Origin of the sequence: Pseudomonas sp. NFACC25, from assembly GCF_900100935.1 — a bacterium.
GTDB lineage: Bacteria > Pseudomonadota > Gammaproteobacteria > Pseudomonadales > Pseudomonadaceae > Aquipseudomonas > Aquipseudomonas marginalis.
This window is the reverse complement of the sequence record NZ_FMUC01000018.1, coordinates 1-19,225: the sequence shown is the minus strand read 5'-3', so window position 1 is coordinate 19,225 and position 19,225 is coordinate 1. Positions and strand designations below refer to the sequence as shown.

Sequence of the window (19,225 nt, the reverse complement as noted above, 5' to 3'; positions counted from 1 at the left end):
TGCGTCGAATGGTTTTAGATGGCGCATCGACAACACCCAGTGATGCCCGCCTGTGAGCAACCTTTTGATCGTGGACGATGACCTTGAAGTCCTCGCGCTGCTGAAGAAATTTTTTATGCAACATGGCTATGCGGTCGAGACCGTCGCCGGTGGCACCGAGCTGTGGGCCGCCATGGAGCGTCATCCTGCCGACCTGATCATTCTTGACCTGATGCTGCCGGGGGAGAACGGCCTGTTGCTGTGCCAGCGCCTGCGCCAGCAGTACGCAACACCGGTGATCATGCTCACCGCCATGGGCGAACTCAGCGACCGCGTGGTAGGCCTGGAAATGGGCGCCGACGATTACCTGAGCAAACCCTTCGACGCCCGTGAACTGCTGGCGCGGGTGCGTGCGGTATTGCGTCGGGCAGGCGAGGGGCGGCCAGTGTTGGGCGGGTCTGCCCGTCCCTTGATTCGCTTTGCGGGCTGGCAACTGGACGTTACGCGCCGTGAACTGCGCTCCCCCGACGAGGTGATGATCCCGCTGTCATCCGGCGAATTCGACCTGCTGCTGGTCTTCGTCGAACACCCCCAGCGCGTGCTGACCCGCGAACAACTGCTGAACCTGGCGCGGGGCCATAGCCATGACGCGTTCGACCGCAGCATCGACGTGCAGGTCAGCCGCCTGCGCCGCAAGCTGGAGTTCGATACCAAGCGCCCGGCCATGATCCGCACGGTGCGCAATGGCGGTTACCAATTCACGGCCAGCGTGAGCCGTTCATGAGCCGCCGCCCGCGTGACACCGTAGCGCGCTGGATCGCCCTGACCATCCTGGTTGCGATGTTTACCGCGCTGGCGCTTAACGCCCTGTTCGTACAATTGGCGGGCGTGTGGGCACGACCACCGTTGACCGAAATCGGCTTGCTGGAAAAGATCGCCGTGGTGGTGCGCGCGGTCGAGGCGTCGCAGCCTGCCCAGCGAGCACACCTGGCTCAGGTGATGGGCGATGAGTCCTTCAGCGTGACGTGGGTAGCGCAGCGCGCGGCCTTTGATTTGCCCGTGCTGAACGACCCGGACTTTGATTCGGGGGAGCAAGCGTTCAAGCACCTGCTTCAGGGACCGACCCGGCCCATGGAAGCCTACGAACCGTCCGACTGGCCAGGTGGCAACGGGCAGTATGTGCTCCTGATGCAACTGGCCGATCAATCCTGGCTGATGTTCAGCGCACGTGCGCGCAGCTGGGGTTTGGACGAGGGTGCACGCAGTGTGATCGTGGTGTTGCTGGTGCTGATCTCGACTGCGCTGGTCACCCTGGTCGCGACCCGTCGCCTGGCTCGCCCCCTGCAACACTTCGCCCAGGGCGCGCGCCGCTTTGGCGCCGACTTCCGCGCGCCGCCCATCGAGCCGGTCGGGCCCCACGAAATACGCCAGGCGATCCTCGCGTTCAACGGCATGCAGGCGCAGTTGCGGCACTTTATCCAGGATCGCACGCAAATGCTCGCGGCCATCTCCCACGACCTGCGTGCGCCCCTGACCCGCCTGCGCCTGCGCGGTGAATTCATCGAAGATGCCGACCAGCAACGCCGGCTGTTCAATGATGTCGATGAAATGCAGGCCATGATCAACACGGCCCTGGCGTTCTTCCGCGACGACGCACGCCTGGAGCAGGCCACCCAGCTGGATCTGGCGGAACTGCTGCAAACCCTGATCGACGACTACCGCGACCAGGCGATCGAACTGGCTTTCAGCGGACCGCCGCGCCTGGTGTACTTTGGCCGGCCCTTGGGCCTCAAGCGGGTGATGACCAACCTGATGGACAATGCCATCCACTACGGCCGGGCGCCTGAAATCGAACTGCAACAAGGGCCGGCCGAAGTGGTGATCCGCGTGCTGGATCGCGGCCCGGGGATTGCGGCGCAGTATCGCGAACAGGTGTTCCTGCCGTTCTACCGCCTCGAAAATTCACGCAACAAAAGCACCGGCGGCGTCGGACTTGGGCTGTCTACCGCCCGGGCGATTGTGCTGGAACACGGCGGCACACTCACCCTGTCGGAGCGCCAGGGTGGTGGGTTGGAGGCGGTGGTGGTGTTGCCGGTGTAACCGGTGCTCGCCACAGGGGCGGTCAGGTATGGGAGTCCTCAATCACCTTCGGCACCGTAAACCGGAACTCACTGCCACGGCCCACTTCACTTTCAGCCATGATCTTGCCGCCATGGGCCTGGACAATCCCCTGGGTGATATACAGCCCCAGGCCGGTGCCGGTGGGATTGTTTTCCGACTGGGTCCAGTAGCGATCAAACACGTGGGGCAGTTGATCAGGCGCAATCCCTTCGCCTGAGTCACGCACCGAAAACACGATCTCTTCACCATTGGTCATCGCACTGATGCCGATATTGCCCTGGCGCGGAGTGAACTTGATGGCATTGCCGATCAGGTTCGACAGCACCTGGAACAGCCGCTCCGGGTCGCCGTTGATCTGCAGGCCAGGCTCTGCGTTGAACGACAGGTCGATGCCTTTTTCCATCGCCAACGGCGCGAGCAGGGAGTAGGCCTCTTCGAACATTTGGCTGACGTCCAGGGCCACGGGTTTGACCACGTAGCGCCCGGCCTCGATTTTCGAGGTGTCGAGCAAGTCTTCCAGCAAGACGTTCATGCGTCCGGCAGCCTGTTGCATGGTGTCGATGGCCGAGGAAATGCGTCGCGAGGTATGCGGGCCGTCGGAGCTGAAGGCCTTTTGCATCATGCCGCAGAGCATGGAGATCACCGTCATCGGGTTGCGCAGGTCGTGGGACACCACCGCCACCAGGTCATCGCGGGCGCGCACGGCCTGTTGCTCGCGCAGCACCTGGCGAGCCAGGTCGTTTTCCAGGGCCGAGCGGCGCAGGTCGTTGGCGGCGAACAGGTCGCCATGGCTCCACTTGGTGGAAATACCGGCCATCTCCACTTTCCAGATTTCAAACGAGGTACGCGGGCGAAGGCGCAGGCCGGCGTCGGAGTTTTCCAGGTCGAGCGGCTTTTTCGGGTCACCACTCCAGTTGATGTTTTCTTTCACTTCCGGGCGGAACCACAGCACGCCGTTATCCACAGGCTTTGGCAGGCTCATGGCCAGGACACCGCTGGCCACCTGTTGGAACTCGGCGCCTGGCGGATAGATCGACACCAGATTATGGCTGGAGAACACCGGCTCGCCGCTGTCCTGCAGCCACTTGTGCAAGGCCCGGATCTGCGCCGGTTCCGGGCAGTTGCCGTAGCGGTGCAATTGCTTGTCTTCGATGATCGCCACGCCGCCGGACAAGGTCAGGTCCATCAGCACCTGGCCGCGCTGGGCCAGGCCGTCGAACACGTTTTCTTCGGAGGCCTTCATGGCTTTATCCAGCAACGCCAGGGCCTCGACTTTTTCTTCCCGCTGACGGCTCAGGTCCAGGGCTTCCATGGCGCTGATCTGCAATGACAGTACCTGGCCGATGGTCTGGCAGGTGATGCGCAAATCATTGGGTACCAGCAGCGGCTCGCGGTTGCCGCAACTGATCAGGCCCCAGAGCTTGTCGCCCTTCATCAGCGAAATGCTCATGGACGACAGCACGCCCATGTTTTGCATGTACTGGCAGTGAATCGGCGACACGCTGCGCAGGGTGGCAAAGCTCAAATCCAGCGGTTCGCCGGTATCCGGGCGCAGCTTGGGCAGCAATGGCACCGGCTCGTAGGCCGCATTCGGGATGATGCGCAACCAGTTGGTGCGATACAGCTCGCGGGCCTGTTCCGGGATATCGGACGCGGGGAAGAACAGCCCGTTGAACAGCTCCATGGACGGTGCCGACGCTTCCGCGATCACCTGGCCATGGCCTTCTTCTTCGAAACGGTAGATCAACACCCGGTCGTAACCGGTCATGGCCTGGATTTCAGTCACGCTGATTTCGTACAGCGCTTGCAGGGTTTTCGCTGATTGCAAACGTTGCAGCATCTTGCCCAAGTCACTGCTGCGGCCTTTCAGGGCCCGCGGCCGGAAGTCCTTGAGCCGCGGTTCGAATTCCAGCACCAGCACGTCCTGATGGCGGTGCAACAGGCCTTCGAACTCGGCGCCGTTGAGGGTGACGTGCAAAGGCGGCGCATCAAAGAAGCTGTTGTGTTCGGCCATGGCCTGCACGGCCTGGGCGTGCTCGGCACCGATCAGCGTGTGCAGTGGCTGGCCCAGCAACGACTCGGGGGCGCGGTTGAACAGGCTGGCGACGTTAGTGCTGACTTGAATGATGTTCAGGTCGGGCTCCGACAACGTCAGCAGCACACCGTGGGGTTGGATCGCCCCTGGAAAGCGGATGGGCTCGTCGGCACAGTTGGCAAGCAGCTCTTCAAAGTCTTCGGGTTTCATAGCAGTACCTCCTGGCTGTCGAGCCATTGCTCAAAGCAGCTGAATGTCGAGCGGGCCGCGTGCACCGCGCGCTGTTTGGCTGGCGTGTCCAGCGGCAGGCGGCCCAGGTAGTCGAGAAAATCTTTCCAGAGCCGACCGGTTTCGGCACCGTACACATCGAGGAACGCCCCTCCGTTGTCGGCGTCCAGCGCCAGGCGTCGAGCCATTTCCCGACGCAGTACCTGGCCGCCCAGGGTTGCGCCTTCAAGCACATACAAGGCGCCGAGGCAGGCGGCGGGGGTGTCGAAAGCGGGCAATTGCCCACAATGCGGCAAGGCGTTGATCGCGCAGGCGTCCAGGCCAAGGGCGTGAAGATCGTCGATCAGCGTCGGCGTTTTCATACGCAACGCAGGGTCGAAGCCTTCAGGGATAAACTCACAGCTGTACAGCGCTGCTTCAATCGGCCGGTAAAACCCGTAATACGCCTGGATCAGGCGCCGATACCAGTCGGCATCCAGCTCCTCGGAAAAAAACGGCAGGCGTTCTTCCAAGGCTACGTGCAATAGGCCGGTGCCTGCGCGCAACGCGTCCAGCAATGAGGGCGCACCACCATCATGGGCCTGTGAATGCATGCAATGAGCTCGAACTGTGGGCCTTCCGGCCATGAATGACGCGTTGTAAAAGGCGACAATTCTACACAACAGGTGAGCATCAGCTGAACGCACAAGACGAAAAGGCTGACCAGCGGATCAGAAAAGTCGCTCCCTGCTGATGCAAGTGACCACAAGGCAGGCTGTGAAGTTCGGCAAAAGTGATATCGCGAAGCTATCAATGCATGGATGAGCCCTGCTGAGTCAGCGCCGTTTGCACACACTCAAGCAAATGTTCGGTGCTCCACGGCTTGGGCAGAAACCGCACGGAGCCGCCCAATTGCTGTGCAAGTTTGGCATTGCCGGAGGTGAGCAGCACCGGCACCGACGGCCAGCGGTGCGCAACTACCCGGCTCAAGTCATAGCCGTTGAGCAACCCCGGCATCTGCACATCGCTGACAATCAAGTCCACCGGATCATCGCCGCGCTCCAGGTAAATCATTCCTTCATCGGCTGAAGGAAAAGACGTCACAAACGCGCCGAAATCCTCCAGTACATCCACCATCAACGACCGAATGATCTCGTCGTCTTCCAATACCAAAATCGATGGCTGAGCCATGATCCTTACTCCACCATCAGGGTTCAGTAAGGTGGAGTGGAACGGGGCCGGTTAGGTTCGATTGGATGCGTATGGGGCGATGGGTGGTCAGTTTCGAGGGTCTAGGTTGCGCATTTGCGCGGAGGTACGGCAGGATACCGGCGCTCTGCAATCAGGATCGGCCCGAATCCCGTGGGCCCTCGCACAAGGTCGTCAACCGTGAACGCTTCCGCAGCCCCCTTGATCGACCCGGACCTGGGCAATCGCATGATCAAAGTCGATCACGCCGGCGAGCATGGCGCGATCTGTATCTACAGCGGCCAGCTGTTTATGGCGCGATTGTTTGTACCCGGCATGGTGGGTGAGCTCGAGGAATTCCTGTCCCACGAACGTCGCCATCGCGCGGTGTTCCAGGCCGAGTTGCAACGACGGGGTTACCGACGCTGCCGCAGCTACTGGCTGTGCGGCCTTGGCGGGCTGGTGCTGGGCCTGCTCACCGGGGTGTGCGGGCGCAAGGCTATTGTTGCCACCACCGTCGCGGTGGAAAGCGTGGTGCTCAAGCACCTGGCTCATCAGCTTCATGCGTTACGCGAAATCGACCCACTGGCAGTGGCGGCCATTGCTTCCATCGTTGAAGAAGAGCAACACCACCACGACCACTCGGCTGCGCAGATCGATGTGCAGGATCCCTGGTTTCGTGCGCTGACGCCGGTGGTTACGGCGTGGACCGAAGCGGTGATCTGGATGGGCATGCGCTCCTGACAAACAGGCATAATCGCCGCCAACACCGATGTGGAGTCACCCATGAAGTACGTCCTGCTGACCCTCGCGCTGATCCTCAACACCGGCGCCGCCAATGCCGCCGGCGATGCCGAGGCCGGCGGCAAACTCTTCACCAAGACCTGCGGCGGCTGCCACAGCGTCGGCGAAGGCGCTCGCGGTGGCTTTGGCCCGGAGCTCAACGGCATCATCGGCCGACCTGCCGGTACCACCACCGACTATCAATATTCGGACGCGATGAAAAACTCCGGTGTGGTCTGGACCCGCGACAAGCTCGCGGCCTACATCGAAGCGCCCAAAAAGGTGGTGAGTGGTACGCGCATGATTTTCTGGGGCATCAGCGACCCGGAAAAAATCGACAATATCCTGGCGTACCTTGAGACGTTCCAGCCCAAGTAATCACTCACGCACATTCCTGAACAGCATCAACCGCGCACTTTCGTGCAGCCCACGGGTCAGTGCCTGCAGGCGCTGGAATTCCTCGGGGTGCTGCGCGGCCACATCGTCACGCGGGGTGAGTGATGCCAGGTCATGCAAGGTGGGTGAGCTGCCGTCGTGCTGCATCTGCAGCAAAAAGTGCCGGGTCACGCCGCCGATGATCGGGAAGGTGCCTTCGCGCAATACCAGCGGCACCACGCGCTCGCCCTCGGGCGCCGGTTGCTGGATGTCACGGCCCATCGCACCGTTGCGGAACGGTACGCCTGCCATGCCGGCCACGGTGGGCAGCAGGTCGGCCAGCCCCACCGCTTCTTCGATCACACGCGGTGCAAGGCCGGGAGCGTGGATCAGCAGCGGCACGTTGTTACTTTCCAGGCCCAGCTGCTCGAAGGCCGGCGCCATGTGCGGGATCTGGCTGATGCGGGTGTTGTGGTCGCCGAAGAACACAAAGATGCTGTTGTCGTAGTAGCCACCGGCCTTGGCGATGTCCATCAGCCGGCCGATGTTGTAGTCCAGCAGACGCACGGCGTTGTACTGCTCGACACTGCGGGACCCCGCGGCCTGGGCCTGTTCCAGCGTCACGTGGCTGAGCTGGAAGCCATCGTTGTGTTTGGGGATGGTGAAGGGGCGATGGTTGCCGGAGGTTTGCAGGTAGGCAAAGAACGGTTGGTCCTTGGGAAGCGTGCTCAGCAGATCGTCAGCTTCCTTGAACAGGTCCAGGTCGGAAATCCCCCACACGTCTACCCGTGGCGACTGCCAGTCGCTCTCCTCGAACAGTTGCACATCATCGATGCTCTGGCGGATCAGTGCATTGATATTCGCCCAGCCGGCGTTGCCGCCGATCATGTAGAACTTCTGGTAGCCCTCGAATGCATTGATCAATGTGTGTTGCCGGGTGATCAGCGGGTTGCGCGTGGCGGTCTCCTGGCGGGTGACGTCGGGCACGCCGGTGATGCTGGCCCACACGGTTTTCGCGGTGCCGGTCACAGGCACGTAGAAGTGTTTGAAGAACCAGCTTTGCGTCGCCAGTTTGTCCAGGTTCGGCGTGGGGTTGAGCGGGTTGCCATAGGCGCCCACGGCGCTGGTGCCGAGGGATTCGAGCATCACGAAAATCACGTTGGGCGGGCGCTCGCCGGCCAGTCGATAGGGCTGCACGCCTTGTTCGCGGATGAAGTCCAGGGACTGGGCATCGGGCTGGGTCACGCCCAGGTATTGGGCAACTTGCAGGTAATACTGGCGGACCTGGGCCTCATCGAACTGCGATTGGCCGACCTTGAGGGTGTCATACAAAAACAGCACCGGGTTCAGGCCCACGGCGGCCAGTTGGCTGTTGCCGGCGAAGAAGGCATCGCTCCAGCGCAGGGGCACCGGGTTTTCCAGGTTGAGATGGGCGACACGGCCGAGCAGGGCCAGCAGCACCGCGACGACGCCCATCACACTCACCACTGCCAGTGCCGGTTTGCCGATAAGGGCGGGCGCTCGATCCAGGGTCAACCGCTCCAGGCAGACCAACGCCCAGACCCAAAGCGCCACCGCCGCGAGCCAGCAGGCGGTTATCCACAGTACCGGGTAGGTTTCCCACACCATCTGCTGGGAAATCTGCGCATCCTGCAGGTAGCGCAGCACCGTCGCATTGATACGCACGCCGAGGTAGGCGTAGTGGCCGAAGTCGATGATGTACACCAGCCCCACCACGGCCAGTGCGATGACCAGGTAAGCGCGCGCCAGCCAGCGCAGGGCCGGCAGGGTGGTGAGGTTCCAGCGCGGCAGCCACGCCAGCACGGCCAGCGGCAGCAGGATCAACACCGCCAGGCGCAGGTCGAAACGCAGGCCGATTCCCAGGGTTTCCAGCAGCGCCGGGGTGTTCAAGTCCAGGCCGGAAAAACCCAGCACAAACACCAGCCGCAACGCAGCCAGCAACACAAATACCAACCCGATCGCGCCCAGGCCGTAGCGCAGGCGGCGTGATTGCAACGCACTCATCATTGACCCCGGTGCCATTTCAAAAGAGGGCGCCAGGCGGCGCTGATCAGCAGCCCCGCGCCGGCGATCAGGCAGTAACCGGTCAGCAACGGATCGACCAGATAATCCCAATAGTTTTCCGACGCCTTGAGCCGTAACGCAAAGGCCAACGTGCCCACCGCCAGCATCCACGCCGCCAGCGTATTACGCAGCCACAGCATCAACAGTGCGGCTGCCGCCACCAGGACGATCATCGGCCGCGGGTTGAAGCCCCAGCGGTACGGGTCGAAGTAGGTCAGGCCCAACGTGGCCGGGTACAGCACCAGGCTCAGCAGGCCAAACAGCAGCAAAGTCTGCACTTGATGCCGACGAGCGAGCGGTTGCACTAAGCCCAGGCGGCTGAGCACGACCCACGCCAACAGCACCAATGTGCTGATCGCCAGGTCATCGGTAAAACTGCGCACATACGCCGCCAGCGGCAGCGCGTTGACCGGGATAAAACTGACCGCCACCAGCACCGGCAGCAGCCATGGCCGCCAGGGAGCGGTAAACCTGAGCGCGCTCAACAGCACAAACCCCAGCAGCACAAAACTCAAATGGGCCTGCCACACAGAAACCATCACAGACGCTCCGCCAGCCAGGCTTCGTTGAAGCTGACATGTTTGATAAAGGTGTTATTCCACGAGTACACCACGTGGTACATGCCGTCCGGGCTGCGGCTGAAGTACGGGTACTCGTATTCGAAATCGCAGCCTTGGGGTTTGCACACGCGGTAGTCGAGGTTGCTGAGAAAGCGCTGTTCCAGCGGCAGGCGTTTGGCGCCGCTGGAGGCGCGGAAGCCTTCGCCGATGATTGCTTTATAGGCCTCGGGGGAGAACGGTTGGCCGAGCGGGTCGGGTGACTCATCCAGTTGCACCACGGTGCGCCATTGGCTGAGCTGGGCGTCGGTGCCGTAGAGGCTGAGCTTGAAGCGGCCGTCCTGCAGGTCGTTGAGGGCCACGAGCAGCCCGTCATCCTCGGTACCCACCGCCGCCAACGATGAATTGGGATTTGCCGGTTCCAGCGGGTATGGCTCGCTCCAGGTTTGCCCCGCATCTTCGGTGCGGCTGGCCAGGACGCGGTGGTGGGTGTCGCCGGCGTAGCGCAACATCGCCACGGCACGCTTGCCATCCAGCGGCACGATGGTCGGTTGCAGGGAATTCTTGCCGCGGCTGATGCGGAATTTGTCGATTACCGCGCCGTCGGCACTTAAGTACAGGTACTCGGCAAACTTGCCCATGAACTCGTGGTACACCGGCAGGCCGATGGAGCCGTCGGCGTGGAACACCGGCGCGGCGCGTACCAGGGTACTGATGTTGAAAAACGGTGAGGTCACCAACTGTCGGGGCGCGGACCAACTGGCGCCGAGGTCATCCGAGACCATCAGGTTGATCGCACTGGTGGCCCAGCCGCCGACCGACACCGAGACATAAAACATCCACAGGCGTTTATCCGGCCCCAGGGCAATCACCGGATTGCCGAGCTTGCGGATATAACGCTGGGTGCCGTCGCGGGTGCTTTCCCGCGTGGCCAGTACCTGCTCGGTACCCCATTCGCCGCTGCGCGCATCGAAGCGTGCGGTGCGCACCTGTACATCGGCGGCGCCTTCACGGGAGCCGGCAAACCACACGGCTATCAAGTCGCCACCGGGCAGGGCGGTGACCGAGGAAGCGTGGACAAAGTCAGTGAGCTGCGAGGACACAAAACGGCTGGTGTATTGCGGCGGCGCCGCCACCTTCGAGGTGTTTGGCGTCACTTGGGCAAAGGGGGCCAGCACATGGGGCGGATGGCTTAGCCACGCGGCCACGAAGACGGCGAGCAGGCTGCAGATCAGTAAGGCGGAGCGCATAGAGGACCTGTCGAGAAAAGGATTACTGCGCACGCTCATCCGGCAGGCGCTTCCTGCGACCGGTGAGCATGGATAACGGCAGGTTGTCCCGCACCTGGATACTTTCAAACACCGCGGCCAGCACATGGATGCACACCAGGCCCAACAGCACATTGGCGGCGGTCTCATGGATTTGCAGGGGCCAATCGGCGCCCCACAGGGCATCCACTTCCTGCATCAAAAAGCCGCTGATGCCGAGGGTCAGCAATGCCAGCAACATCAACAGCATCACCAGCGCACCAATGGGCGAGTGGCCCAGGCGATGCTGCGGGCGGCGGTTGAGCAGCGAGCGCAGATGGGTGTTCAAGCGTTTCGGGGTCGGCCAGAAGTCCGCCCAGCGCGCACTGCGCGGCCCGATGAACCCCCACACCGTTCGTACCAGCAGCCAGGCCATGGCGTAGTAGCCCAGCCAGACATGCCAGTCGTCGCCCGCTTCGTTAAAGAAGTAATTGGCGACGAAGACCCCGGCGATCGACAGATGAAACAGCCTCACCAGTGGGTCCCACAGACGCAGGGATTCGCCTGGCATCAGCCTTTGATCTCAGTCTTCACGGCCTTGCCGGTGACCGGGTCGTGGTAGATCTCCACCTTGCGCTTGTCCTTGTCGAAGCCGTAGATCTCGTAGCAGTTGCCATCGGTGACCTTGAACTTGCTGATCTCGTAGCCTTCGGCCTTGAGCTTGTCCTGGAAGGCTTTTTCGTCTTGCCATTGCGAGCGTTCGGCGGTGGTGCATTGCGGACCGGCAACGGCCAGGGGGCTGGCGATAATCAGGGACAGCAGGAGAATTTTGCGCATGGAAAAGCTCTCAGCAGATGTGGGAGATTTAACAGTGCAAAACCAACCTTAGGGCAACCTTAGTTGGCAACGCGCCGTAACATCTTTGCTGGAATAGCCCCGCCCAGAACCCGGCATGATGCCGCCGATTCCTACAGAGACTTTGCTATGCGCCTACTCCTTGTCGAAGATGATCGTGCCCTTGGCCAAGGGATTCGCGTGGCATTGGGCGTTGAGGGCTACACCCTGGATTGGTTGCAGGATGGCGTTGCGGCCCTGCATGCCCTGCGCACGGAAAGCTTCGATCTGTTGCTGCTCGACTTAGGTCTACCGCGCCTTGATGGCCTGGACCTGCTGCAGCAACTGCGTGCCGAGCAGCACGACCTGCCGGTGCTGATCCTCACCGCCCGCGACGGCACCGCCGAGCGCATCGCCGGTCTGGATGCCGGTGCCGATGATTACCTGGTCAAGCCGTTCGATGTGGAAGAACTCAAGGCCCGCGTGCGTGCCCTGCTGCGCCGCAGCCAGGGGCGCGCGCAACCGATGCTGGAACATGCCGGCGTCAGCCTCGACCCGGCCACCCAGCAGGTGCGGTACCTGGACGCGGACATCATCGTGACGCCGATGGAGTACCAACTGCTGCACCAACTGATGGTGCGCCCCGGCAAAGTGGTGACCCGCGAGCGCCTGTCCCGCGCGTTGTATGGCTGGCAGGACCGGGTCGAGAGCAACACCTTGGAAGTGTTGATCCACAACCTGCGTAAAAAGTTATCCACCGAGCTGATCCGCACCGTGCGCGGCGTTGGCTATGTACTGGCGCTCAAACCATGACCTCCGTGCGTGCTCGTATCCTCATCCCTGTCCTGGTGCTGATCCTGTTGGGCGACGCCCTGATCAGCTGGCTGGTGCTGCGCGACAGCCACCACGAAATCGAAGAAGTCTACGACGCCCAACTCGCCCAAAGCGCGCGCCTGTTGCAAGGCGTGCTACGCCAACGCGACCCCGGCGAGGCTGATTGGGACCGCCTGTACCAGGCCTTCGACCAGGCCATGAGCCGTGTCGGCGAAGACGGCGTCGCTCACCCTTATGAAACCCGGTTGACCTTCCAGGTGTGGCGCAGCGACGGCCAATTACTCGTACGCTCCGCCGAAGCGCCGGTGTTGGTCGCACCGCCGGCTACCCTCGGGTCCCACGACATCATGGACAACGGCAACGACTGGTGCGCCTTTCTCCTCGCCGATCCGCAACAGGGCCTGCTGATCTGGGTGGGCGAGCGCGACGACATTCGTCAGGACGTGATCCAGCGCATCATGCGCCACACCCTCTGGCCCACCTTGATCGGCGTGCCGCTGCTCACGGTGTTGATCTGGCTGGTGATCGGCTGGGGCCTCAAGCCCTTGCGCGCCATGGCCCGCAAGATTCGCGGGCGAACCGCCGAGACCCTGCAACCGCTGCACCTCAAGCCGCTGCCTACCGACCTGGAGCCGATGCAAACCGCGCTCAACCGGCTACTGGTCCAGGTGGATGATCTATTGGAACGCGAACGCCGTTTTATCGCCGACGCCGCCCACGAACTGCGCACACCCCTGGCGATCCTGCGCATCCATGCGCAAAACGCCCAAAGCGCCGGCACCGAGGCCCAGCGGCGAGAAGCGTTGGACTTCCTGGTCAACGGCGTCGATCGCGCCACCCGTATTGGCAGCCAACTGCTGACCATGGCGCGTATCGAACCGCAGTTGAACAATCCCAAGCGCAGCCGCGTACAACTCACCGAGCTGGTGCGCGAAGAACTCGCCGAACTGACACCGCTGGCCATGGAGAAAGGCGTGGAGTTGGTGCTGGAAGGGGATGAAGACTGCTGGATCGAAACCGAACCGGTGGCACTGGCCATCGCCCTGCAAAACCTGGTGACCAACGCCCTCAACTTCTCCCCGCCGGGCAGCGAAGTGAAAGTGGTGATTGGCGCCCATTGCCTGAGCGTGGAGGACCAGGGGCCGGGCATTGATGAGGCGGAAATGGGGCGTTTGTTCGAGCGGTTCTACAGCCGTGGCAATGCCAATGGCGCTGGGCTGGGGCTGGCGATTGTGGAGATGATCGTGGGCAAGATCGGCAGCCGGTTGGCGTTGCATAACCGGGAGCAGGGCGGGTTGTGTGCGCGGTTGGTGTTTAACGAGACCTGAGGCGATCATGGCGGAACATTCTGTTTAATCGCAGGTCCAGTCATCATCGTTCACCTTGATAAGATAAGGACATCCTCCCGTGAAGCGAATCGCACTGCTCTCCCTGGCCCTGGCGCTATGTGCCTGCCAATCCAACCAACGCGACTCATCGCCCAGCCTGTTCAAGGACGGCATCCAGCTGCGCCAGAAAGCCATGGCCGTCGATGCTGAGCATGCCAAAGTCATCATGAAAGCCTACGGCGGCACCGCTCCCGTCGAGTTCTCGATACGCCGCGAAGGCGACCCCGATGAACGCATGGAAACCCTGGGCACGGTGATGGATACAGGTGAAGGCCGCGTCTTCAACTGGATTGCAAAGCTCAACCAGACGGTGGCCAGCGCTGGGTTCAAGCGCTTCCCGCAGTTGGAGATCCAGGCAGAACCTGGCAAGAAGCTGATCGTTGCCAGTTCGTCCACCGACTCACGCCCTGGCATCTACGCCATTTGCGGGCCTCTGTTAAGTAGCTTCCAGCCTGAAAAGGGCAAGGTGTATCTGGTGGAGTTCCAGTTCAAACCTTCGGCGTGTGCGCAGCAGGTGTTTGATATTACGGATCCGGGGAAGCGGGTTCTGATTGGGGGGGAGGGGAGTGAGGCGAAAGAGGGTTAGGTGGACGGCCGAACAAATGCGGATGATGCGCTTGGAAGGACCTGAAGGTTTGATACTTCCAGCGCTCTCCGCCAGGGTCTTCATCGGTTGTGCTGACTTCGCCGAAGTACCAATGCTCTGATTCGAAAACGTTTCCTTTTTCGTCCTCGTGGATGAAGTGAAAGCCAACTTCGTGGAGGCCTGCCTGAACGACAGTCTGCGCATGAAGATGAATTCTCTAAGTCTGTGTTATTCGTTTGCACCTTCGTAATCAAACGCGATGAAGTAGTCGCTTTCTGAGAGAGCAATTTCATGAGAGAAGTGTGTCTGTATCAGTGATAGCCATTCACGCCGCAGTTCAAACATACCGTTATTGACGTCCTCGTCTATCGACCCATCACTTGCAAGATAAACTTCCAACTCTCCATGTTGGGAATCCCATTCATAAACTTTCCTGCCTTTTTCCTCAATCCAACGCTCTCTCAGCCCGGCACCGCCCTGTCTGGGAGCCATGGGTTTTGCTTTTATCAGGTTTCCAAAGCCAGTTATTTGTTCAGTATTTGGAGCCTTGTGGTACTTGTGATCCCCCGCCTTGACACTAACCACCACATACAGCGGTCGAATCCCCGACTCCACCGGGAACACCAGAATAAAATCCCGATACGACGGCGGATAAATCGGGTTCACCAGAATCTGCGCCGCTTTATCCGTCGGCGGGTAAATCCAGATCACCGGTGCTTGTGGCGCAGCCTCCAGGGTCGGAATACCCAGCGTGCCACTTGGATCAACGGCGGGTGTCCAGATCAGCTCGACACCCTCACCCAAATCCGCCACAAACTGATCGCCACGGCTTTGGAACTGCACCACATCAATCGTTTGCCAATCAGGATTATTGCCGGTGTAAACCCATACCCCTTGAGCGTGCCGTCCTCGCGTTGCTCGATATGCAAGCGCATCTGCGAACGCGGGGATGGCTCGTAAAAATCAACAGATGGCGAATACGGCGCCCGCGACGGCTGTGGGGTCAGGATTCGCTGTTTGAGTAACTCTTCTTCGGTGGGGGGATAAAAGCGTTCTGACATGGATGGCTCACTTCCTTGTGCTAGGGAGTGAGGCTACGAGGGGGACGGGGGGGCAGGTAAGGCACGCGGCGATTTGCTCGCCGCGTGTTTCAACGTTACATCGGCGCGAAATCGAACGACCACAGGCCGCTGGCACGGCTTACCGTCACGTTCACCTCAGTGGCGGTGATGGGCGCGATGAACTGGGTCATGTCCGAGAAGTTCTGCACGATATAGGTTTGCCCGACCATCGGAGGCGTTGCCACCATGAAGTAAAAATTGGGCTCGTATTCAAAGCTTACGGTCATGCTCGAGTCCACTTTCGGCATGGTCACTACAGGCCGACCGTTGACGTACCAGTTGCTGTCGAACTGCAGGTACGGGTTGGTTTTGTTGATGATGCCGCACTGCTGCGGTGTGAGTTTCTCCTTGGCCAGTGAAAGCGCCGCCGGCTCAAGGTACGGTGACAATCCGTTAGGGCTGACCGCCTGAAGCAAGGTGCCAGGGTTAAGCGTGCGACGGCCCGAGATGATGGTATTGCTGTCTTTTTCACCAAGGGTGGTGACATCGGTTTCGATGATGGCCTCGTAGTCGAACGACTCAGTGGCACCGGCAGAGCCGGTCAGGATCTGCCAGGCGTGAATCCGATAATCGCGCTGAGGCTGTTGGGGTTTGAGAAATACCAGAACGGTCTTGCCTTCCATATCATCGACAGCGAAGTTCACATTGAATGTGGTCATTGTCCTTCTCCTTGTTCCCTGTTCAAGCCGGAGCAACATGCCTTGGCTTATCCCTCCTGACGTACCGCGTCACCGCTTGTGAAGATCTGTTTCAACTTCTTCCTCGCTGTGCAAGAAAGCCGTGCAGACGCGGTCATGTACGCTTCACAACTGGTAGTCGCGTTGCGTCCTGACGAAGGGGCATTCCGTCCCGATTGTCAGAAAGGAGTCTTGTCATGCACGCACTTACCGTCGTTGCCATGGGTGTGGCCAGCGCACTACTGAGCCTGTCGGCTGCTGCGCAGATGGACTGCGCTGCGGCTTCAGCCGCGGTGATCCCGCTACCGGTGCAGGTCAGCAACGTGGCTATCCCTAACAGCCGGAGCAACCCGCAGATAAACCAACGGCATATCTTCTGTGGCGAGATCAACGCCGCTGGCAATGCGGTGGGGTTTCACTCTCGGCCCGGTAACCATGATCCGCTGGTGGGGCCGCTGGCGCTTGACCCGGTTGCCGCGCGTACCATCGGTCCTCGTACATACATGGTGCCTTACGGGCTTAATCAACCTAACGATTACCGCTATGCAAACGCCAACGTAGAAGTGTTTAACGTGGCGACGGGGACGTGGGTGGCCAAGGCAGGGCCTTCCACGTTCTTCCCCGACAGTTGCACGCAACAGCAGGTTGTCGCGTCGATTCGCTATGCCTTCATGCACTTGAGCTCTGGCCTGGTGATGGGTGGGGGAAACAGCCAGATTTTCTTCGGGCCTTCCGCGCCGACGGTGATCGCCGTCGTTCCCAATCCTTATTGTGTTGATGAGCAAGGGCTGGCATTTACGGTTGGCGGCTATCTCAACGGTATTCCCCCTGCGCCTGGTGCTGCCTTGGTTTGGTGGGTGAGTTCAGCCTTCCCGATCGCGGCTTTCTGAGTATGGAAAAGCCTGCCCCAATGATTTGGGGCAGGCTTGTTCTTGCGGGGCTTGCCAATGAATCAAGTGCCGCAAATCGGACCGAGTAAACCCCGTAATTGCTGCCGTGCCAGTTGCACACGCTTTCGGGCGTTGGACTCACTGATCAGCAACGTGCCTGCCATACCTTCGTATTCCAGGCCATCGATGCAACGCAGCGCCAACGCCTGCGAAAGTGTCGCCGGCAACCGGCCGATGGCCAGGTTAAGGGCCTGCAAGGCTTCTTGTCCGCACGCATTGCGTTCCGGGTCATCATGCGGAGGTTGCCAGGTGACGCTTTCATACAGATCGTGATCAAGCCATTCAAGGCTGCAGGTGACCGGCGTTTTGCGCAGGCGGTCGATACAAAAGTTGTGCGCCACCCGCTTGAGCCAGGCGGGCACATTCTCCACGCTATTCAAGCGTTCGGGGGCCTTGCTCAACAGGTTGAACAAATGCAGGCGCACCTCGCTCAAGGCGTCCTCTGCATCCTGGGGGCGGCGCAGCAACCGTCGACAGCGCTGACGAATGATTGCGTCGTGATGGATCAAGAACAGCCAAATTTCATTCGGCGCACAGCCGTGCTCGACACCGTGCGGCTTCGCATCCCTGTCACTCGCCATAATCATTCCCTGATCAACTGCGGCGCCAGGCCCGACAGGCTTTTTTTGCAAAGCGTGTGGGGCACTGGCCGGAGCAAGCAGGACGGAATAACGACAGGGTTTGTGAACGTGGGCTAGTGAAATAAGGGGCGACGGTGTAGGAAATGCAGATTGGGGGGCGGTAGCCTCATGCTTCTGAGTTCTGGCTTGGTGAATGTGGGTAGCGTCAGCTGTTGACTGGGGGCTCCACTTATTTGATGAGGTTGCGTGTCGTCAGCCTCGGTTTACTTTTAGGTGATCGGGCTCGGTTCAACAGCGTGGGTGACGATCAATAGGCGTCATCGGTGATGTTCTGAAGCATGCCTGCTGATCAGCTCAGCAAGTGCTTGGAGATCAAGCGCGAGATTTCAACAATCGAGGTCTTGCCGGTGAATTCAAATTTCACTTTCCCCAACGACGAAAAGTAAATCTCCAGTTCCGAATCCAGGTCAAACGTCCCGGACGTTTCCACCGAGTACGCGACGATGTTTTTGTACGGCAGCGAGGTGAAGTCCTTCTTGCTGCCTGTTATGCCTTGTACGTTCACTGCGATGATGCGTTTGGTGGTGAAGACCACGCCGTCGCGCATGGCTTTGTAGGCGTCGATGACTTCTTCGCCGTCCAGCAGCAGGGCCGCGACGCGTTCGGCGTATTCGTTGTTTTGCTTGAGTTTGAAGAAGCCTTTGTTATTGAAGTCGATCATGTGAAGGTCCTTGTGGTGAGTCCGTTATTGAATGGCTTTAAGGTAGTCCTTCAGTGTCGCGAGCAGTGGCTTGAGTTCCTCCAGCGTGGAGGCTTGCTGTACGTCGGTAGACAACCGCTGCAGCTCACGTCCCAATACCGTATCGGCCCCACCCAAAGCGACCAGCGCCTGCGCCATACACTCGTCTATCTTCAGCAGAACTCCAGGCAGATCCCCCTGTCGCACCAGCAATCCGAACACCTCCCGCTCATACCGATCCATCACCAGGTCGTCCCTCAACACCGGGCTGCCGCCGTCCTCCTCATGCACGAGCTTGAGTGCAAAGAGCGCAACAGCTTCCAGCGTCAATTCCATGGTGTCGGTTCCTCTGGGGTTGGGGGAGGGCGATGATCCCTGTTCTGGGCGTGAAAACAAAGACCCGATGCGTACCGGGCTCTCCTGCGGTATTAAAGAGTCGCCTGACTTCACGGGGACACCGGAGTCATCCTTGGCAGTCGCATCCCCTATTGGCCAAGTACACCTTCTATCTATATAGACGCAACGACGCGCTTCTTTTAAAGGAGGGCGTCGTTGCGTCGCGGTGTGGGCTCCTTGCTAAGGAAAAGATTTTTCAGGGCGGGGGTTGACCATGTAATTCAATGCTGTATTATTCGCCTCCCGCTGACGAGAGATCGCAAGCGCAAGTGGTTGAAGTTGTTGAAGAAATCTTCGAAAGCTTCTGAAAATAATCACTTGACAGCAAATGAGGCTGCTGTAGAATGCGCGCCTCGGTTGAGACGAAAGCTCTTAACCAACCGCTCTTTAACAACTGAATCAAGCAATTCGTGTGGGTGCTTGTGGAGTCAGACTGATAGTCAACAAGATTATCAGCATCACAAGTTACTCCGCGAGAAATCAAAGATGTAACCAACGATTGCTGAGCCAAGTTTAGGGTTTCTTAAAAACCCAAAGATGTT

General features: G+C 60.2%; 21 protein-coding genes and 1 pseudogene. 8 read left to right on the top strand and 14 right to left on the bottom strand.

The features are described from left to right. Positions 1 to 52: 52 nt before the first annotated feature. Together BLQ09_RS27585 and BLQ09_RS27580 are read left to right on the top strand one after the other, a co-directional pair. On the top strand, positions 53 to 763 hold the full coding sequence (locus BLQ09_RS27585; protein WP_092359276.1) for a response regulator: 711 nt from the start codon (positions 53 to 55) through the stop codon (positions 761 to 763). Then, positions 760 to 2,079, top strand: coding sequence for an ATP-binding protein (locus BLQ09_RS27580; RefSeq protein WP_092359274.1), 1,320 nt, complete (start codon positions 760 to 762; stop codon positions 2,077 to 2,079). Before BLQ09_RS27585 ends, BLQ09_RS27580 begins: the two co-directional genes overlap by 4 nt. A gap of 22 nt (positions 2,080 to 2,101) precedes the next feature. On the opposite strand, the gene BLQ09_RS27575 is transcribed toward BLQ09_RS27580, so the two are convergent. The 3 genes from BLQ09_RS27575 to BLQ09_RS27565 all read right to left on the bottom strand — a co-directional run bounded on the left by BLQ09_RS27575 (position 2,102) and on the right by BLQ09_RS27565 (position 5,533). Then, complete coding sequence (locus BLQ09_RS27575; RefSeq protein ID WP_092359272.1) at positions 2,102 to 4,345, bottom strand: ATP-binding protein; 2,244 nt, start codon at positions 4,343 to 4,345, stop codon at positions 2,102 to 2,104. Further along, the gene (locus BLQ09_RS27570) at positions 4,342 to 4,956 is read right to left on the bottom strand and encodes a biliverdin-producing heme oxygenase (protein ID WP_027607605.1); all 615 of its coding nucleotides are present in this window, start codon (positions 4,954 to 4,956) and stop codon (positions 4,342 to 4,344) included. The genes BLQ09_RS27575 and BLQ09_RS27570 overlap by 4 nt, the downstream gene beginning before the upstream one ends. Before the next feature lie 196 nt (positions 4,957 to 5,152). Next, positions 5,153 to 5,533: a response regulator gene (locus BLQ09_RS27565; RefSeq protein ID WP_092359270.1), complete on the bottom strand. Its 381-nt coding sequence runs from the start codon at positions 5,531 to 5,533 to the stop codon at positions 5,153 to 5,155. A 198-nt stretch (positions 5,534 to 5,731) separates the two neighbouring features. Here BLQ09_RS27565 and BLQ09_RS27560 point away from each other — a divergent pair, with 198 nt between their 5' ends. Both BLQ09_RS27560 and BLQ09_RS27555 read left to right on the top strand, forming a co-directional pair. Further along, a complete protein-coding gene (locus tag BLQ09_RS27560; protein WP_223841625.1) occupies positions 5,732 to 6,274 on the top strand; it encodes a demethoxyubiquinone hydroxylase family protein in 543 nt (180 codons plus the stop codon). Positions 6,275 to 6,316: 42 nt separating this feature from the next. After that, positions 6,317 to 6,691 carry a c-type cytochrome gene (locus tag BLQ09_RS27555; protein ID WP_027607602.1) on the top strand — a complete coding sequence of 125 codons (375 nt, stop codon included), beginning with the start codon at positions 6,317 to 6,319 and terminating at the stop codon, positions 6,689 to 6,691. Here the strand turns inward: BLQ09_RS27555 and BLQ09_RS27550 are convergent, their stop codons facing one another. The 5 genes from BLQ09_RS27550 to BLQ09_RS27530 are packed head-to-tail and all read right to left on the bottom strand — an operon-like array spanning position 6,692 to position 11,414. Further along, positions 6,692 to 8,713, bottom strand: a complete 2,022-nt coding sequence (locus BLQ09_RS27550) for an LTA synthase family protein (protein ID WP_092359354.1) — start codon at positions 8,711 to 8,713, stop codon at positions 6,692 to 6,694. Further along, entirely contained in the window at positions 8,713 to 9,312 is a 600-nt protein-coding gene (locus BLQ09_RS27545; RefSeq protein ID WP_027607600.1) for a hypothetical protein, read from the bottom strand. Before BLQ09_RS27545 ends, BLQ09_RS27550 begins: the two co-directional genes overlap by 1 nt. Beyond that, entirely contained in the window at positions 9,312 to 10,580 is a 1,269-nt protein-coding gene (locus BLQ09_RS27540) for a sialidase family protein (RefSeq protein WP_092359268.1), read from the bottom strand. The genes BLQ09_RS27545 and BLQ09_RS27540 overlap by 1 nt, the downstream gene beginning before the upstream one ends. Before the next feature lie 22 nt (positions 10,581 to 10,602). Next, positions 10,603 to 11,148, bottom strand: coding sequence for a cytochrome b/b6 domain-containing protein (locus tag BLQ09_RS27535; protein WP_092359267.1), 546 nt, complete (start codon positions 11,146 to 11,148; stop codon positions 10,603 to 10,605). Beyond that, on the bottom strand, positions 11,148 to 11,414 hold the full coding sequence (locus BLQ09_RS27530; protein ID WP_048722823.1) for a PepSY domain-containing protein: 267 nt from the start codon (positions 11,412 to 11,414) through the stop codon (positions 11,148 to 11,150). The genes BLQ09_RS27535 and BLQ09_RS27530 overlap by 1 nt, the downstream gene beginning before the upstream one ends. Positions 11,415 to 11,561: 147 nt before the next feature. Between BLQ09_RS27530 and BLQ09_RS27525 the strand changes: the two genes are divergently transcribed. From BLQ09_RS27525 to BLQ09_RS27515, 3 genes are all read left to right on the top strand, one after another. Next, positions 11,562 to 12,224 carry a response regulator gene (locus BLQ09_RS27525; RefSeq protein ID WP_027607596.1) on the top strand — a complete coding sequence of 221 codons (663 nt, stop codon included), beginning with the start codon at positions 11,562 to 11,564 and terminating at the stop codon, positions 12,222 to 12,224. Then, positions 12,221 to 13,573 (top strand): sensor histidine kinase, encoded by a 1,353-nt coding sequence (locus BLQ09_RS27520; RefSeq protein WP_027607595.1) that lies wholly within the window; start codon positions 12,221 to 12,223, stop codon positions 13,571 to 13,573. Before BLQ09_RS27525 ends, BLQ09_RS27520 begins: the two co-directional genes overlap by 4 nt. A 79-nt stretch (positions 13,574 to 13,652) precedes the next feature. Next, positions 13,653 to 14,219, top strand: coding sequence for a hypothetical protein (locus BLQ09_RS27515; protein ID WP_092359265.1), 567 nt, complete (start codon positions 13,653 to 13,655; stop codon positions 14,217 to 14,219). 228 nt (positions 14,220 to 14,447) lie between these two features. On the opposite strand, the gene BLQ09_RS31365 is transcribed toward BLQ09_RS27515, so the two are convergent. The 3 genes and pseudogenes from BLQ09_RS31365 to BLQ09_RS27500 form a co-directional block, all read right to left on the bottom strand. Then, entirely contained in the window at positions 14,448 to 14,564 is a 117-nt protein-coding gene (locus BLQ09_RS31365; protein ID WP_175472335.1) for a colicin E3-like toxin immunity protein, read from the bottom strand. Between the two features lie 24 nt (positions 14,565 to 14,588). After that, a pseudogene (locus BLQ09_RS27505) lies at positions 14,589 to 15,280 on the bottom strand (S-type pyocin domain-containing protein); the annotation flags it as partial. Between the two features lie 95 nt (positions 15,281 to 15,375). Next, a complete protein-coding gene (locus tag BLQ09_RS27500; protein ID WP_027607593.1) occupies positions 15,376 to 15,999 on the bottom strand; it encodes a hypothetical protein in 624 nt (207 codons plus the stop codon). A 215-nt stretch (positions 16,000 to 16,214) separates the two neighbouring features. Between BLQ09_RS27500 and BLQ09_RS27495 the strand changes: the two genes are divergently transcribed. Continuing rightward, positions 16,215 to 16,907 carry an EndoU domain-containing protein gene (locus tag BLQ09_RS27495; protein WP_027607592.1) on the top strand — a complete coding sequence of 231 codons (693 nt, stop codon included), beginning with the start codon at positions 16,215 to 16,217 and terminating at the stop codon, positions 16,905 to 16,907. 62 nt (positions 16,908 to 16,969) lie between these two features. On the opposite strand, the gene BLQ09_RS27490 is transcribed toward BLQ09_RS27495, so the two are convergent. The 3 genes from BLQ09_RS27490 to BLQ09_RS27480 all read right to left on the bottom strand — a co-directional run bounded on the left by BLQ09_RS27490 (position 16,970) and on the right by BLQ09_RS27480 (position 18,623). Beyond that, the gene (locus BLQ09_RS27490) at positions 16,970 to 17,548 is read right to left on the bottom strand and encodes an RNA polymerase sigma factor (RefSeq protein ID WP_065926019.1); all 579 of its coding nucleotides are present in this window, start codon (positions 17,546 to 17,548) and stop codon (positions 16,970 to 16,972) included. 349 nt (positions 17,549 to 17,897) lie between these two features. After that, a complete protein-coding gene (locus tag BLQ09_RS27485; protein ID WP_027607590.1) occupies positions 17,898 to 18,269 on the bottom strand; it encodes a PH domain-containing protein in 372 nt (123 codons plus the stop codon). 24 nt (positions 18,270 to 18,293) lie between these two features. Then, the gene (locus tag BLQ09_RS27480; protein WP_027607589.1) at positions 18,294 to 18,623 is read right to left on the bottom strand and encodes a hypothetical protein; all 330 of its coding nucleotides are present in this window, start codon (positions 18,621 to 18,623) and stop codon (positions 18,294 to 18,296) included. Positions 18,624 to 19,225 lie beyond the last annotated feature (602 nt).